A 17,083-nucleotide genomic window follows, 5' to 3' on the forward strand; every position below is an offset into this window, starting at 1 on the left:
GCAAGGATACACAGACACCCTTGTGTGGAGCGCCTGTAAGAAGATGCTCCAGAGGATTGGTAACAACGTTCGTCAGATCATCCCAAGGAGCCGGCTGGCCGGCCCCTGGGGTTTCATTCCTGGCCCAGGATCAGCACCCCCAGTGGCGGTAGATTCAACGCCAGTGACACCGGCTGCCCATGGCGCGGCTCGTCCTGGGTAAAGACTTCACCGCCATTGCCGTAGTTGGAGCCGGAATAGGTGTCGGCATCACTGTTGATCAGCTCTTTCCAAGTGCCGGCAAAGGGCACGCCCACCGTGTACGCCTCGCGGGGCACCGGGGTGAAGTTGGCCACCACCAGCACCGCCTTGCCGTCCTTGCTCCAGCGCAGCCAGGCATAGACGCTGTTGATCGCGTCGTCGCCAATCAGCCACTGGAAGCCCTGGGGCGCGGCGTCCTGCTCGTGCAGCGCCGGCTCTTCGCGGTACAGGCGGTTGAGATCGCCCACCAGTTTTTGCACGCCGCGGTGCTCCGGGTATTGCAGCAGGTACCAGTCCAGTTGCTGGTCGTGGTTCCACTCGCGCCACTGGCCGAATTCACAGCCCATGAACAATAGCTTTTTGCCGGGGTGCATCCACATGAAGCTCAGGTAGGCCCGCAGGTTGGCGAATTTCTGCCAGCGGTCGCCGGGCATCTTGTCGATCAACGAGTGTTTGCCGTGCACCACTTCATCGTGGGAAATGGGCAGCACAAAACGTTCGGACCAGGCGTACACCAGGCCGAAACTCAGCTCATTGTGGTGATGGGCGCGGTACACCGGGTCTTGCTGGATGTAATGCAGCGAGTCGTGCATCCAGCCCATATTCCATTTGTAGTTGAAGCCCAGGCCGCCCTGCTGGGTCGGCTGGCTGACGCCCGGCCAGGCCGTGGACTCCTCGGCGATCACCAGGGCGCCGGGGGCTTCCAGGGCCACCACGTCATTCAAATGCCGCAGGAAGTCGATGGCTTCGAGGTTCTCGCGCCCACCGTGGCGGTTGGGCACCCACTCGCCGGCCTTGCGTGAATAGTCGCGATACAGCATCGACGCCACCGCATCCACCCGCAGCCCATCGATATGGAAATACTTGAGCCAGTGCAGCGCCGAGGCCAGCATAAAACCGTGGACTTCGGTGCGCCCCAGGTTGTAGATCAGCGTGTCCCAATCCTGGTGGAAACCTTCCAGCGGGTTGCCGTACTCGTACAGCGCAGTGCCGTCGAACTGGGCCAGGCCGTGGGTATCGGTGGGAAAATGCGCCGGCACCCAGTCGAGAATGATGCCGATGCCTGCCTGGTGGCAGGCGTTGACGAAGGCGCCAAACTCATCCGGTGAGCCGAAGCGCGCGCTGGGCGCAAATTGCGACAGCGGCTGGTAGCCCCACGAACCACCGAAGGGATGCTCCATGATCGGCATCAGTTCGATATGGGTAAACCCCAGTTGCTGCACATAGGGGATCAGCCGCTCGCCCAGCTCGCGCCAGCCGTATTGGCGTGACACTTCGCCCAACTCGTCGAGCTCGCACTGCCAGGAACCCACGTGCAGTTCATAGATCGACAACGGCGCACTGGGCGCCTGGAGTTCGCCACGGGCTTGCATCCAGGCTTCATCTGCCCAGTCCACTTGCAACGGTGCGGCGACTTTCGACGCCGTGTCGGGCGGCAACTGCGTGGCCAGGGCCATGGGGTCGGCCTTGAGCGGCAGGATGCCGCTGGCGCCGAGGATTTCGTATTTGTAGGCGGCGCCCGGATGCAGGCGCGGGATAAAGATCTCCCAGACCCCGGCGGGATGCCGCAGGCGCATCGGGTGGCGGCGCCCGTCCCAGATATTGAAGTCTCCGACCACCGAAACCCTGCGGGCATTGGGTGCCCACACGGCAAAACGCACGCCCTGGATACCCTCGACACTCATCACCTGGGCGCCCAGGCAACTGCTCAGGTCGCGGTGATTGCCCTCGGCAAACAGGTACAGGTCCATCTCGCCAAGCAACTGGCCGAAGCTGTAGGGGTCTTCGGTGATCTGCTCGCCGCCGGCCCATTGGATCTTCAGCAGGTAGCCCTGGCGCGTGGAGAAATGCCCGATAAACAAGCCAGGGACTGGGGTCGCGTCGAGGCTGCCGAGCACATCGCCGCTGTCGCGGGCCAGCACCAGGACGCTCAAGGCTTCCGGCAGGAATGCACGGATAACCTGGCCGCCCTGCTCATCGTCATGGGGGCCGAGGATCGCAAAAGGATCCGGATGTTCGGCACGCACCAGGGCTTCGATATCCTTGGGCGCAGGCATGACAGCGAACTTCGATTGCAGCGGTTCTTTATGTGTAAAGCTCATGGTTTCTCCCACCTTGACGTTCGCGCGCTTGGACTGAACGTCATTAATAACCTTGCAATAACCCGTGCAATCCGCGTAAGGGCACCGCCAACCAGGTCGGGCGGTTCTCTGCCTCGTAGGCCACTTCATACGCAGCCTTCTCCAGGCTGAACAGTGCCAGTGCCGCATCCGCCCCTTTGGCATCCTGCCAGCCATGCGCCAGTGTAGACGTAGCCTGTTGATACGCCTGGGTAAATGCCTGGCGCGCTTCACTCAGGTAACGATCGGCGACACGCTGGCGTGCCGCATCGGCGTCGGCCGAGTGATCCAGCCCCTGCCCTTGCACATTCAGGGCCATGGCGCCGGCATAGTCGAACGAGCGCAGTACGCCGCTGACGTCCTTGTACGGGCTGTGCTTGCCCCGGCGCTCGTGTAGCGGCCGTGCAGGTTCGCCTTCGAAGTCGATCAGGTAGGCATCGTCCTTGACTACCAGCACCTGGCCCAGATGCAAATCACCATGGACCCGGATGCGTAAGCCACCCACCGTGGCTTTCGCCAGGTCCTGCACATGGTTGGCAATCGCCTTTTTTTGCCCCAGCAGTTGAGTGACCAACGCCTGGTCGGCGGGGTTCAATTGGGTTTGATGCTGTTTGAGCAACTGCAAGGCGCGTTCAATCTGCGCCCCCACTTGTTTGGCCCAGCCCTGGCTGTCCTTGACCGAGGTGACTTCAGGCTTGAAGTCCGGGTTGGCCGTTGGCGCGGCCAGCACCTGGTGCATTTCCCCAAGCCGCTGGCCGAGCAACCCGGCGAAATCTGCCAGTTCACCCAGGGCGTTGTAGTGCTGCTCCTGCTCGGAGATCGCTTCGGCCAGCTCGTCGCGGATCGCCCGCTCGAGGTTGTTCTGGGTCCAGGCCCAGGCGTCGCCCTGGTTACTGAGATAGCCCTGGGCAATCATCAACAGATTGTCCTCACCCGCGGCATCGCGCCGGATCACCGAGCCCAGCAATGGCGAGATATGCCTGTAGCCGGCGGCGGTCAGGTAGGCGCCCATTTCCAGTTCCGGGTGAACCCCGGCGCTGACTTTGCGGATCAACTTGAGCACCAGGCTTTCGCCGACCACCACCGAACTGTTGGACTGCTCGGCCGCCAGGTAACGCACTTGCAACTCATCGCCTACCGGCAAGTCGGCCAAGTGCGGGGTGGGTTCGAAACGAATCTCGCCGTCGCTACTGCTGAGCACCGTTTGGGCGCGCAGGCCGTCGATGACGGCACGGATATAGCTGTCGAGGCTGAAGGCATCGGTGATCAGGCCCACCTGGCGCACCCGGCGCACCCGGGCCAGGGCCAGTTGTTGCGGCAAGGCACTGGTGAACTGGTCTTCGCCGAGCAAGCCGAATGGCAGTTGGTAACGGCTGGTCTGCCCGCCGCTGGTCACTTCAATCTCGCTGAGCAATACCGGATGCTGGGCATCGCCAAAGCGCACGCCATAGGCGATATGCACACGGTCGATGGCCGAGTCTTTATTGGCAAACCAGCGCCGGTTGGGCAGCCAGCTGGGCAACGAGGTCTGCTCCAGGGTGGTGCGGCACGGCGTTTCGAGCAACTCTTCGAGGCGTTTTTTCAGGACCAGGGTTGTGAAGTCCGGCAGGCTCTGGGCCGGTTCCACATGCCAGCTGGGCATCTGGTTTTCGGTAGCCAGCACGAACCAGTAGAAGCCATAAGGAGGCAGGGTCAGGAGAAAATTCAGCTGGCCAATGGGCGGGAAGGCGTTGCCCCCGAGCATTTCCACCGGAACCATGCCGGCAAAGGCTGACAGGTCCAGCTCCGCCGCCTGGGCCGTGCGCGACACGTTGGCCACGCACAGGATGATTTCGTGCTTGCCATCGACGCCGGTGTATTCGCGGGTGTAGGCCAGGATCCGGCGGTTGCTCGGCGAGAGCATTTTCAGGCTGCCGCGCCCGAAGGCCTTGGACTGCTTGCGGATCGCCAGCATGCGCCGGGTCCAGTTCAGCAGCGAATGGGGGTCCTGGGCCTGGGTTTCGACGTTGACCGACTGGTAGCCGTAGAGCGGGTCCATGATCGGTGGCAGCACCAGGCTGGCCGGGTCGGCACGGGAAAACCCGCCGTTGCGGTCGATGGACCATTGCATCGGCGTACGCACGCCGTCGCGGTCGCCGAGGTAGATGTTGTCGCCCATGCCGATTTCATCACCGTAATACAGGGTCGGTGTGCCGGGCATCGACAGCAGCAGGCTGTTGAGCAGCTCGATGCGGCGCCGGTCGCGTTCCATCAGTGGCGCCAGGCGCCGGCGAATCCCCAGGTTGATGCGCGCGCGGCGGTCGGCGGCGTAGTAGTTCCACAGGTAGTCGCGCTCCTTGTCGGTGACCATTTCCAGGGTCAGCTCATCATGGTTGCGCAGGAAAATCGCCCATTGGCAGTTGGCAGGGATTTCCGGGGTCTGGCGCAGGATATCGGTGATCGGGAAGCGATCTTCCTGGGCCAGCGCCATGTACATGCGCGGCATCAGCGGGAAGTGGAAGGCCATGTGGCATTCATCGCCGTCGTCGCCCTTCTGGTCGCCAAAGTACAGCTGGGTATCTTCCGGCCATTGGTTGGCTTCGGCCAGCAGCATGCGGTCGGGGTAGTTGGCGTCGATCTCGGCACGGATCTGCTTGAGCACATCGTGGGTTTCAGGGAGGTTTTCGTTGTTGGTGCCGTCGCGCTCGATCAGGTAAGGAATCGCGTCCAGGCGCAGGCCGTCGATGCCCATGTCCAGCCAGTAGCGCATCACCGACAGCACGGCCTTCATGACTTGCGGGTTGTCGAAGTTGAGGTCCGGCTGGTGGGAATAGAAGCGGTGCCAGAAGTACTGGCCGGCGACCGGGTCCCAGGTCCAGTTGGACTTTTCGGTGTCGAGGAAAATGATGCGGGTGCCGTCGTATTTCTGCTCGTCGTCAGACCACACGTAGAAATCCCGCGCGCTGGAGCCAGGCTTGGCCTTGCGCGCGCGCTGGAACCACGGGTGCTGGTCGGAGGTGTGGTTGATCACCAGTTCCGTGATCACCCGCAGGCCGCGCTTGTGCGCCTCGGCGATAAAGCGCTTGGCGTCGGCCATGGTCCCGTAGTCGCTGTGCACGCCACGGTATTCGGCGATGTCATAGCCATCGTCACGGCGTGGCGAGGGATAGAACGGCAGCAGCCAGATGGTGTTCACGCCCAGGTCGGCGATGTAGTCGAGTTTGGCGATCAGCCCGGGGAAGTCACCGATGCCGTCGTTGTTGGAGTCGAAATAGGATTTGACGTGAACCTGGTAAATCACCGCGTCCTTGTACCAGAGCGGGTCTTTGATAAAGGTGGCAGCCTTGGGTTTCTTCGCCATTGGAAACTCCTGGAAAATTCAAAAAAATTGACAGACAGGACGTGGTCAATGTGGGAGCGGGCTTGCCCGCGATAGCGCTGGATCAGTTGATGGATACGTGACTGACACACTGCTATCGCGGGCAAGCCCGCTCCCACACTCGATCGCCGCCAGCATCAAGACTGGGTGACGCGCCAGATGCCAAACGGCATATGGGGCTCGATGCGCATCCATTGGGTCTTGCCGTACCAGGTCCAGCGATGGCCGTTCATCAGGTCTTCGCCCTGCACCTGGGCGTCGTCCGGCAGGCCCATCTCCCACAGCGGCAACTCAAAATGCGCCTCCTGGGGGTTGAAGGGGTCGAGGCTGACGGCGATCAGGATGAAGTTGCTGCCATCCTCGCTGCGCTTGCCGAAGTACAGGATGTTGTCGTTGAAGGCGTTGTAGAGCGTCAGGCCCAGGTGTGTCTGCAGCGCCGGGTTTTGCCGGCGGATGCGGTTGAGCTGGGCGATCTCGGCGATGATGTTGCCGGGGGCGCTGAAGTCCCGGGGGCGGATCTCGTACTTTTCCGAGTCCAGGTATTCTTCCTTGCCCGGCACTGGCGCGCTTTCACACAGTTCAAAGCCCGAGTACATCCCCCACAGGCCCGAGCCCATGGTGGCCAGTGCAGCGCGGATCAAAAAGCCCGGGCGCCCGGATTCATGCAGAAAGCCTGGGTTGATGTCCGGTGTATTGACGAAAAAGTTCGGCCGGTAGCACTCACGCCAGGGCGACTGGTTGAGTTGGGTGAAGTACTCGCTGAGTTCGGCCTTGGTGTTGCGCCAGGTGAAGTAGGTGTAGCTCTGGGAGTAACCGACCTTGCCCAAGCGCGCCATCATCGCCGGGGTGGTAAAGGCCTCGGCAAGGAAGATCACCTCGGGGTGCTGGGCCCGTACGTCGCTGATCAGCCATTGCCAAAACGGCAGCGGCTTGGTGTGGGGGTTGTCGACGCGGAAGGTCTTGACCCCCTCCTCGACCCAGCCCAGCACGATATCGCGCAACTCCAACCACAGGCTGGGGATCGCATCGGCGGCATAGAAGTCAACGTTGACGATGTCCTGGTATTTTTTCGGCGGGTTTTCCGCGTATTTGATCGTGCCGTCCGGGCGCCAGTTGAACCAACCTGGGTGTTGCTTGAGCCACGGGTGGTCCTGGGAGCACTGGATGGCAAAGTCCAGGGCGATCTCCAGGCCATGCTCGGCGGCGGCGGCTACCAGGCGGCGGAAATCTTCGCGGGTGCCCAGTTGCGAATGGATCGCGTCGTGGCCGCCCTCCTCGCTGCCAATCGCATAGGGACTGCCGGGATCCTCGGGGCCGGCGCTCAGGGAGTTGTTCTTGCCCTTGCGGTGGCTGCGGCCGATGGGGTGGATCGGCGGGAAGTACAGCACGTCAAAGCCCATGTCGTGGATCATCGCCAGGCGCGAATGCACGTCATTGAACGTGCCGTGGCGCGTCGGGTCATCGGTGATCGAGCGCGGGAACAGCTCGTACCAACTGGCAAACAGCGCCTGGGGGCGCTCCACATCCAGTGGATACACCGGGCTGATACTCAAGTAGGGGCGCAAATCGGCCTGGGCCATCAGCTGTGCACTGTGTTCGTGCAAAAACAGCGCGACCTGCTCGGTTTCCAACAGCCCGGACAGTTGGTGATGCAGTTGCTGCAAGTGCTCCTGCAGCTCACCTTCACTGCGTTCAGCGGCTTTCAAGACCTGCTGGCGGCCTTCCTGCAGCTCCAGGCTGACGGGAACCCCGGCGGTGTGTTTTTTACCCAGTTCGTAGCAGAAACTGGCGAAATGATCGATCCAGGCCTCGATGCAATAGTGGTGCGGGCCCTGCTGGCTTACACCAAAGGTGCCTTCCCAGGTGTTGTTGCCCTTGTCTGCCATGACCGCGCTGTGCCAGTTGTCTTCACTCAACGACCGCCAGCGAATCAACACGGCCAACTGGTCATGCCCGTCAGCGAATACCTTGCTGGTAACGTGGATGGCTTGCCCTTGCACGGCCTTGACCGCGAATGCACCGGCATCAATCACCGGCATGGTGTCTTCAATGGCGATCCTGGGCAGCAACAGTGCCTGGGACAGCGGTAATACGGGTATTTCAGCCGTCATCGAGCATCTCCCCTTACGCCCCATGGACGCTCTTGTGCTTGATTGTCTGTGCAGCAGGCGGGCTCTTCCCGGGCGGGCCGTATAAGGTCCGAGCCCGGTGGCCGACGGAAAGTTCAGATGGATGTGCCGCCACCGGGCGGGAATCAATCGGCCATGGCGGTTGTCCACCGATTGAGCAAAGCACAAACGAGGCCACCGCGATGAATATCCCGATTCCTGCCCAAACCCCTGACCCGAACATTGATAAGCCTACCTTGCCGCCGACCGAGCCAGAGCCGATTCCTCAACAAGAGCCGCCGCCAAGCGTGCCTCCGGCAAAGGAAGAACCGCCGACAACGATACCGCCGGTTATCGTGTAGGCGCCCGCAACTAGGGCTTGTCCAGCAGCTTCACAATCCTTGGCATCACGCTGAACACCGCTAGCGTCAGCACGGTGCTCAGTACCGCGGTGGACTCCTTGCCCAGCCCCGCCGCCACCCCGATGGCGGCGGTCATCCACAAGCCGGCTGCGGTGGTCAGGCCCTTGACGTGCTGGCCGGCCTCTTCCTCCTTGCCCTTGAGGATCGTCCCTGCGCCCAGGAAGCCGATGCCGGCGATCACCCCCTGTACCACCCGGCTCATGGCGTCGGCCTGGGAACCGCCCATCTGCGGCACCAGCACAAACAAGGCCGCACCCATCGCCACCAACATATGGGTGCGCACGCCGGCGGCCTTGCCTTTTTGTTCGCGCTCAAACCCCAGGATGCCCCCCAGAATCGCGGCAATCAGCAGGCGCACGGTGATTTGCGTGAGTTGCCGCGCATCGCCGATATCGGCGAATTCGCTTTGCAGGGTTTGCCAGACTTCTTGCCACCAGGCGTCCATGGTCCTGTCCTTTTCGTAGGGGGGATAAAGGATGGACAGCAACGACCGCCAGTCAGTTGCGCCGAACCATTGGCCCGTGTGCGTCACCTAACGAACAGCACCGATCAACCAGGAGAAGACCATGCCCGTACGTATCGAAAACCAGACCTGCTACTTCAAGATCGACGACAGCGGTGAAGAGCAACGCCTAAGCGTGCTGGAGGTGACGGTGATTACCGACAGCGAAAAATCGATGTCGGCAGTCGAAATCGACGGCCAGCGCATCTACATCACCGAGGCACAAGCCGACGCCCTGACAGTCGCCGGCGCCATTGACGGGCGCAAGCACCTCAAGGCCAGCGCGGGTGATTCGGTGATTTGATTGATCTGGATCAGCATGCCGCGTGCACTGTTGATCCAGGCACCGGCCCCACGGCTTGCGGGGTGCTGCACATTGTCGCAGCGCCGGCGCAAAAACCCATCTGATCCGCTTTTTATCGATTTACCTGAGTCTGTTATGCAAACAGATCGCGTCGCATAGTTCATCTGCCTGATGGAGGCTGATGAGCGAAAGACCATGAGCGATAGAATCCCCGTCCGATTAGTAGAACATTTCGAGCCTGCACATCCAAAGAAGATGAAGGCCAAATCCAGCGACAACCAGATCCATACCCGCAGTTTCACCGGCCTGTTCCGCACCTTGCGCATAAGCGGTGCAGGCTTTCTGTTCCTCGCGTTTTTTGGCACTGTATGGCTGAACTGGGACTCACGCCAGGCCGTGCTGTGGGACTTGGCTGAAAGCAAGTTCCATATTTTTGGCGCGACCTTCTGGCCCCAGGACTTCATCCTGTTGTCGGCGCTGTTGATCATCTGTGCCTTTGGCCTGTTTGCGATCACCGTGTTTGCCGGCCGCGTCTGGTGTGGCTACACCTGCCCGCAAAGTTCGTTTACCTGGCTGTTCATGTGGTGCGAGAAGGTCACCGAAGGCGAGCGAAACCAAAGGATCAAGCTGCAGGCCGCGCCCTGGGGCGTGAACAAACTGGCGCGCCGGGCCGCCAAGCACACGCTGTGGCTGGCGATCAGTGTGCTGACCGGCCTGACCTTTGTCGGCTACTTCACGCCGATCAGGCCCTTGGCCCAAGAGCTGCTGACCTGGCAGATGGGCGGTGTCAGCCTGTTCTGGGTGCTGTTTTTTACCGGCGCCACTTACATCAATGCCGGCTGGCTGCGCGAGGCGGTGTGCATGCACATGTGCCCCTATGCGCGGTTTCAGAGCGTGATGTTCGACAAGGACACCCTGACCATTTCCTACGACGCTGCCCGTGGCGAAAGCCGTGGCCCGCGCAAGCGCGAGGTGAACCCGGCGGACGTTGGCCTGGGCGACTGCATCGACTGCCAGTTGTGCGTGCAGGTCTGCCCTACCGGCATCGATATCCGCGACGGCCTGCAAATGGAATGCATCGGCTGCGCGGCGTGTATCGATGCCTGTGATTCGATCATGGACAAGATGGGCTATGCGCGAGGCTTGGTGGGCTATACCTCCGAGCATCAGTTGCAAGGCGGCAAGACCCACCTGCTGCGGCCACGCTTGATCGGCTACAGTGCGGTGCTGCTGGTGATGATTGCGGCCCTGGTGATGGCATTGGTGCAGCGGCCGATGGTGTCGCTGGACGTGACCAAGGACCGCGGGATGTTCCGCGAGAACAGCCAGGGGCTGATCGAGAACATCTACAGCCTGAAGATCATCAACAAGACCCAACAGCGCCAGGACTACCGCCTGGAACTGGTGGATGGCGAGGGCTTTGAGCTGCAAGGCAAGACCGAAGTCAGCCTGGCGCCCGGGGAAATCACCGATGTGCCGGTGTCGGTGGCACTGACCAGTGACAAACCGACCAGCAGCTCGCAAACCATCCGCTTCAAGGTGACGGATAGGGATGAACCAAGTGTTTATAGTGTCGCCGACAGCCGTTTTGTGGCGCCGCTGAACCGCTGAGCCCGCAAGCCCCCCTGTGGGAGCGGGCTTGCCCGCGATTACGCTGTGTCAGTCAAACTATCGGCTACCGACACACCGCCATCGCGGGCAAGCCCGCTCCCACGTTTTGACCTGTGTAGAACCTAGGATCACGATGAAACGCTACGAGAAATTTGCCGACGACATCGCTGAACTGATCCGCTCCGGCGTCCTCGGACCGGGCCAGCGCGTGCCGTCGGTGCGCTATGCCAGCCAGACTTACGGCGTCAGCCCGTCCACGGTGTTCCAGGCCTATTACCTGCTGGAGCGCCGTGGCCTGATCCGGGCGCGGCCGCGTTCAGGGTATTTCGTCAATACCCATGCGCCCAGCCCGTTCTCGGAGCCGGCGGTCAGCGCCCATGTCCATGAATCCACCGAGGTGGACGTCAGTGAGCTGGTGTTTTCGGTGCTCGATTCGATCAAGGATCCGCAAACCGTGCCCTTTGGCTCGGCCTTCCCCAGCCCGACGCTGTTCCCCCTGCAACGCCTGGCCCGCTCCCTGGCCAGCGCCAGCCGCGAGATGGACCCGCGCATGGTGGTCACCGATATGTCGCCGGGCAACCCGCAACTGCGCCGGCAAATCGCCCTGCGCTACATGGTCGGTGGCCTGATGCTGCCCATGGAAGAACTGCTGATCACCAACGGCGCCCTCGAAGCGCTGAACCTGTGCCTGCAAGCAGTTACCGAACCGGGCGACCTGGTAGCCATCGAGGCCCCGGCGTTTTATGCCTGCCTGCAAGTGCTGGAACGCCTGAAGCTCAAGGCGGTGGAAATCCCCGTGCATCCGCGCGATGGCATTGACCTCAAGGTGCTGGCCCAGACCCTGGAACGCTACCCGATCAAGGCTTGCTGGTGCATGACCAGCTTCCAGAACCCCATGGGCGCCACCATGCCAGAGGCCAAGAAGCAGGAGTTGGTCGAGTTACTGCGTGGGCATCAGGTGCCGCTGATCGAAGACGATGTGTACGCCGAGTTGTACTACGGCCAACAGGCGCCCAAACCCGCCAAGGCCTTCGACACAGAAGGCCTGGTGATGCACTGCGGCTCCTTCGCCAAGAGCCTGGCCCCCGGCTACCGCGTCGGATGGGTGGCCGCGGGCCGCTATGCGCAGAAGATCGAACGCTTGAAATTGATGACCTCGCTGTGTGCCTCGATGCCGGCCCAGGCGGCGATTGCCGACTACTTGCAACACGGCGGCTACGACCGGCACCTGCGCAAACTGCGCTATGCCCTGGAAGAGCAGCAAAGCGCGATGCTCGCCGCCATCGGCCGGTACTTCCCGGCGCAGACCCGGGTCAGCCAACCCGCCGGCGGCTACTTCCTGTGGCTGGAATTGCCGGAGCAGACCGACTCGTTGAAGCTGTTCCAGATGGCCCTGGCCCAGGGCATCAGCATTGCGCCGGGGCCGATTTTTTCACCGACCCAGCGTTTTCGTAACTGCATCCGTCTGAATTACGGCAGCCCTTGGGACGAGTCGGCGGAAAAGGCCATGGAGACGCTAGGGCGGATTGTCCGTTCGTTTTGAAAGACACCTTGAAATAGATCAGCGAGCCGCTGCCGTAGGAAGGCACCCTCCGGCAGTTTAGGATCAGCCTCTTTTTCCTGAAGAACAGAGGCGCCATGAAAAATACCCTACTGCCATTTTTTTCTTTTCCATTGCCCATCCCGCCCCATTACATGCGTGTCGCAGAGCAGCGCGAAGTTCGCCAATTGACTGCGCCAATGGGACGCCCTGCCGGGGATCACCGCTCGGCAGAGAGGATTATTGAACAGAGTTCGGTGCTCAGGTGCTACCTCGAGGGGAATGACCGCTGGCAACTGGAGCTTGACCTCAAACGGCACGTGGGTGACTGGACGCACGCCAATCCCGACCCGGATGCGCGCGCCAATGCAGCCTATGATCTGGACAAGGTGCTGCGCTTTATCGACAACCTGGACGAGTGCAAGCTCAAAGGCAGCGAGGAGCGCAACGGCAAGATCGACGGTTTTTCCGACTTGGGTGTGGTCATCCTGCCCAACTCAGAGGCTGACCGCCTGGACCAGTTTGCCCGCAAAGGCTACCCGGTGTTGCACTCCTTCTAAGGGTGGCCCGCTATTGAAGCGCTGGCCGGGACTTGCGCACTTCAGAGACAAACGCATAGTGGCAGCCGGCCAGCTCAGCTAGACTTGCGCACAGAGTCACTTCTAGAAACGCTGTGTGAGATTCCATGGTCGCTCATACCCCCACGCTTTTTGCCTGTGTCGCGTTAGTGGCGACGATCATGGCGTTTTGTCTGATTCTGGTCGGCCAGTTCAACCAGCGTGATGGCTTGCTCACCATTGGCGTCGGTTTGTTGGCCCATGCCTTGGCCTACATTGGCTACAGCTCCTACGGGCATGCCCCATTGTGGTTTACCTACGGTGCCGCCAATACATTGTTGGCGGTGGCGCTGGCTTTTTATGGGGCGAGTTTATTTCGCATCGTTGAGCTGCCAGTGCCCTGGTGGCGGGTATTCGCCCCCGCTGGGTTGATGCTGGTGCTGATGGCAAGCCTGATCGAAACCCTGGAACCGCGCATGCTCGCTGCCACGCTGGTTTTGATGGTGCAGTGCGCGTTGATCATCCACTGGACGCGCCGCTACATCCCGGCCCATGGCCGTGCAAGGATGTTGCTGATCATTGGTTCGAGCATCAGCCTGATTGGCTTGGGCATGCGCGTGGTGGCTGTGCTCGGCGGAGGTGCTGCCCAGATGCGTTATGACGTCAGCAACCTCAAGCAAACCATCTCGGTCAGCATCGGCACGTTCACCGCAATGATGATTTCTCTGGGGTTGGTGCTACTGGCCAAAGAACGCAGCGAGTCACTGCTTCAGCATCTGGCCCAGCGCGATGTGCTGACAGGTATTCTCAATCGTCGCGCCATCCTTGAGCAGTTTTCCACCGAACTGGAACGTGCACGCCTGGGCAATGCCTACCTGGCGGTGGCGATGGTCGACATAGATCACTTCAAACAGATCAACGATGTATATGGGCATCTGGCCGGTGATGAGATGATTCGCCACTGTGTCTGCCATCTGACCCAGCGCCTTCGGCATTCCGACAGTATTGGTCGGTATGGCGGCGAGGAGTTTTTGCTATTGCTGCCAGGCACCAGCCCCGAAGGAGCCACAAGTGTCCTCGATCAACTGCGCGCCTCCCTGGCCGAGGCGCCGGCGCATTTTGGGGGGGCAAGCATTGAACTGCGCATCAGTATCGGGGTTTGTTGTGTAGTGCCAGAGCACGCTGATACCACCGCCAGCCTGCTTGCCAGGGCCGATGCCGCGCTGTACGAGGCCAAGGGCCTGGGGCGCAATATGTTGCGGCTGGTGCATTGACGCCCCGCTTGCCAGAGGCGTCCTGCCAACAACGGCGTCGGTTAGCGGCCGCCGCCAAGGTCAACAAAGGTCCCGGTGGCATAGGACGCCTTGTCCGATAGCAGCCAGACAATCGCTTCCGCCACTTCATCCGGGCGCCCTCCACGGGCCATGGGAATTCCCGATTCAAGCTTGCTGACCCGATCCGGATCGCCGCTCAAGGCATGGAAGTCGGTGAAGATGTAGCCAGGGCGTACCGCATTGACCCGAATTCCCTCGCCCGCCACTTCCTTGGACAGGCCAATGGTGAAGCTGTCCAGCGCACCCTTGGACGCTGCGTAGTCGACATACTCGCCGGGGGCACCAATGCGCGAGGCTACCGACGAGACATTGACGATGCTACCGCCCTGCCCGCCATGCTTGGGCGACATGCGCAGCAGCGCATGCTTGGCACACAGGATCGGCCCCAGCACATTGGTCCTGAGGGTTTTCAGGATGCGGAACTCGGACATCTCCTCGACCCGCGACTTATGCCCCACCGTGCCGGCGTTGTTGACCAGCGCGGTAACACGACCCAGTTCGGCGTCGACGCGATTGAACAGGCTGATCACTTCGTCTTCGATGCTCACGTCGGCGCGCACCGCAATGGCCTGGGCGCCCAAGGCGCGCACCTGCTCCAGCACGCCCAGCGCGGCTTGTTCATCGGATTGGAAGTTGATGCAGATGCGATAGCCCTGCCGGGCCGCCAACAAGGCCGTGGCGGCCCCGATCCCACGACTGCCGCCGGTAATGATGACGACTTTGTCCATGTGTGCTGACTCCCCATTCAACGTGAGCTGTTGGATCCAAGAATACCTGTGCCTGCCAGGTTTTGCATGGACCGGGGTCAATTGATCTCAGGGTCGGGTGAGCCGTTCCTTGGCCTCGATAGCGCTCATGAAGGTATCCGGCGGCAGCGGGTGGCCCAGGTGGTAGCCTTGCAACGAGTCGCAGCCCAGGCGCGTGAGGAAGGTCTGCTGCACATCGGTCTCCACCCCTTCGGCAACGATGCGCAGGCCGAGGGCCTGGCCCAGGGCGACAATGGCCGAGACGATGGCGGCATCGTCACTGTCATGCTCCAGGTCCCGCACAAAACCGCGGTCGATTTTCAGCTCGTTGGCCGGCAGGCGCTTGAGGTACATCAGGCTCGAGTAGCCGGTACCAAAGTCGTCGATGGACAGGTCCACGCCCATCTCCGAGAGCTGCTGCAACACCGTCATGCTGGCATCGGCATCGCTCATGGCCGTGGTTTCGGTGATTTCCAGGGTCAGGCTATTGGCCGGCAACTGGTGGCGTTGCAGGGCGCTGGCCACACTGGCGACCAGCCCCGCGTGGCAGAACTGCAGGGCGGACAGGTTGACCGCGATGCGCCAGTCACGATAACCCTGGGCAAACCACACCTGCATTTGCCGGCACGCTTCGTTGAGCACCCAGTCGCCGATGGCGATGATCACCCCGGTCTTTTCCGCAAGTTCGATGAACTTGTCCGGCAGCAACAGCCCATGTTGCGGGTGTTCCCAGCGCAACAGGGCCTCGGCCCCGATGGCGCGGCCGCTGAGCGCGTCGAACTTGGGTTGGTAAAACAGGCGCAGTTGCTGTTTTTCCACCGCATTGCGCAGATCCTGCAACAGTTGCAGTTGGCGGCGTGCGTTGGTGTTCATCGACATATCGAAAAAGCTGTAGCCGTTCTTGCCCATGCTCTTGGCGTGATACATCGCCGCATCGGCATTCATCAACAGTTCCTGGGGGGTTGCGCCGTTTCCAGGAAACAGGGCAATGCCGACGCTGGCGGAGATGTTCAAGTCATGCTCGGCCACCCGGAACGATTGGTTGATCAGCCCCACCTGGCGCTCGGCCAGGCGCAGCGCATCGTCGGGTTGGCTCAATTGCACCAGCAGCACGAACTCATCGCCGCCGATCCGCGCCAGGGTGTCCTGGCTGCGCAGGTCTTCCCGCAGGCGCAGGCCCACCTCGCGCAACAACTGGTCGCCCAGATGGTGGCCAAAGGCATCGTTGACTGGCTTGAAACCGTCCAGGTCGATAAACATCAGGGCAAAACAGCCGCCCTGCTCCGCCACCAGTTGCGTGGCCTGCTGAATGCGATCGGCCAGCAGCGTGCGGTTGGGCAGGCCGGTGAGTGTGTCGTGCAGAGCCAGGTGGGTGAGTTCCTGGTTGGCCAGGGTCAGGGAGTCGGCCAATATCGCGGTGCGCGCCTCCAGGCGGGCGTCAAGCAACGAGGTCAACAGGGCGATGGCCAGCACTGCCAGGGTGGTCACCAGCACCAGATTATCCAGGCCGCTACCGCTCAGGCCGTCCACCGCCGCCCCGCAGAAACTGCCATCGGCAAAACGTGCCGCCGCCATGCCGGTGTAATGCATGCCGACGATGGCCACGCCCATCACCACCGCCGCCCCGCCCCGTGCCAGGCGCACATAGGGGGTGTTGCGCCGCAGGTTGAAGGCAATCCACAAGGCGGCTGCCGAAGCGCCGACGGCGATCAGCAGCGAGGCGCCGAACAGGGTTGGGTCGTAGTCGATCCCCGGCATCATGCGCAAGGCAGCCATGCCGGTGTAGTGCATGGTGCTGATACCCGCGCCCATGATCAGGGCGCCAAAGCCCAGTTGCCAGGCCGGCAGGCGCGGTTGGTTGACCAGCCACAGGGCGAAGCCACTGGACAGGACGGCGATCAACAGCGACAGCGCCGTTATGCCGATGTCGTAGCCCAGGGTAATGGGCAGGCGAAACGCCAGCATTCCGATAAAGTGCATCGACCACACGCCAATCCCCATGGCCAGGGCGCCGCCGGTCATCCACAGGTACACGGTCCGACCTTTGGCCGTGGCGATACGGCCGCTCAGGTCCAGGGCAGTATAGGAAGCGAGGATCGCCACTAACAGGGAGATCAGGACCAGTGCGGGGGAATAACTGCCGGTAAGCATGGGACTTCTCGTGGCTGACGATACGAACGGCGTCCATGCCGTGGAAAAGTCGCAGATTGTAGCGAGAATAATTCTTGTACAGGTGGAATA

At 61.6% G+C, this 17,083-nt stretch carries 11 protein-coding genes; 5 read left to right on the forward strand and 6 right to left on the reverse strand.

Annotation, left to right across the window (positions count from 1 at the left end; translation table 11 throughout):
- Positions 1–113: 113 nt before the first annotated feature.
- The 4 genes from glgB to AC19YY_RS12290 form a co-directional block, all read right to left on the reverse strand.
- A complete protein-coding gene (gene glgB / locus AC19YY_RS12275) occupies positions 114–2,342 on the reverse strand; it encodes a 1,4-alpha-glucan branching protein GlgB (protein ID WP_500604253.1) in 2,229 nt (742 codons plus the stop codon).
- A gap of 43 nt (positions 2,343–2,385) precedes the next feature.
- A complete protein-coding gene (gene treS / locus AC19YY_RS12280; protein ID WP_500604254.1) occupies positions 2,386–5,700 on the reverse strand; it encodes a maltose alpha-D-glucosyltransferase in 3,315 nt (1,104 codons plus the stop codon).
- 155 nt (positions 5,701–5,855) lie between these two features.
- A complete protein-coding gene (locus tag AC19YY_RS12285; RefSeq protein ID WP_432754155.1) occupies positions 5,856–7,829 on the reverse strand; it encodes an alpha-1,4-glucan--maltose-1-phosphate maltosyltransferase in 1,974 nt (657 codons plus the stop codon).
- Between the two features lie 369 nt (positions 7,830–8,198).
- Positions 8,199–8,693, reverse strand: coding sequence for an MgtC/SapB family protein (locus tag AC19YY_RS12290; RefSeq protein WP_432754156.1), 495 nt, complete (start codon positions 8,691–8,693; stop codon positions 8,199–8,201).
- Positions 8,694–8,814: 121 nt separating this feature from the next.
- Here AC19YY_RS12290 and AC19YY_RS12295 point away from each other — a divergent pair, with 121 nt between their 5' ends.
- The 5 genes from AC19YY_RS12295 to AC19YY_RS12315 all read left to right on the forward strand — a co-directional run bounded on the left by AC19YY_RS12295 (position 8,815) and on the right by AC19YY_RS12315 (position 14,036).
- On the forward strand, positions 8,815–9,054 hold the full coding sequence (locus tag AC19YY_RS12295; RefSeq protein ID WP_169951784.1) for a DUF3203 family protein: 240 nt from the start codon (positions 8,815–8,817) through the stop codon (positions 9,052–9,054).
- Between the two features lie 195 nt (positions 9,055–9,249).
- Positions 9,250–10,665, forward strand: coding sequence for a cytochrome c oxidase accessory protein CcoG (gene ccoG, locus AC19YY_RS12300; protein ID WP_432754157.1), 1,416 nt, complete (start codon positions 9,250–9,252; stop codon positions 10,663–10,665).
- A 133-nt stretch (positions 10,666–10,798) separates the two neighbouring features.
- Positions 10,799–12,208 (forward strand): GntR family transcriptional regulator MpaR, encoded by a 1,410-nt coding sequence (mapR, locus tag AC19YY_RS12305; protein ID WP_169951788.1) that lies wholly within the window; start codon positions 10,799–10,801, stop codon positions 12,206–12,208.
- Positions 12,209–12,303: 95 nt separating this feature from the next.
- Positions 12,304–12,765: a hypothetical protein gene (locus AC19YY_RS12310; protein WP_262380990.1), complete on the forward strand. Its 462-nt coding sequence runs from the start codon at positions 12,304–12,306 to the stop codon at positions 12,763–12,765.
- A 125-nt stretch (positions 12,766–12,890) separates the two neighbouring features.
- Positions 12,891–14,036: a GGDEF domain-containing protein gene (locus AC19YY_RS12315; protein ID WP_492633281.1), complete on the forward strand. Its 1,146-nt coding sequence runs from the start codon at positions 12,891–12,893 to the stop codon at positions 14,034–14,036.
- Between the two features lie 41 nt (positions 14,037–14,077).
- Here AC19YY_RS12315 and AC19YY_RS12320 read toward each other — a convergent pair whose 3' ends face one another.
- Together AC19YY_RS12320 and AC19YY_RS12325 are read right to left on the reverse strand one after the other, a co-directional pair.
- Entirely contained in the window at positions 14,078–14,824 is a 747-nt protein-coding gene (locus AC19YY_RS12320; protein WP_170041369.1) for an SDR family oxidoreductase, read from the reverse strand.
- A gap of 87 nt (positions 14,825–14,911) precedes the next feature.
- The gene (locus tag AC19YY_RS12325) at positions 14,912–16,993 is read right to left on the reverse strand and encodes a putative bifunctional diguanylate cyclase/phosphodiesterase (RefSeq protein ID WP_500604255.1); all 2,082 of its coding nucleotides are present in this window, start codon (positions 16,991–16,993) and stop codon (positions 14,912–14,914) included.
- Positions 16,994–17,083: the final 90 nt, after the last annotated feature.

The sequence above is a fragment of the Pseudomonas sp. MF09156 genome (assembly GCF_059862305.1).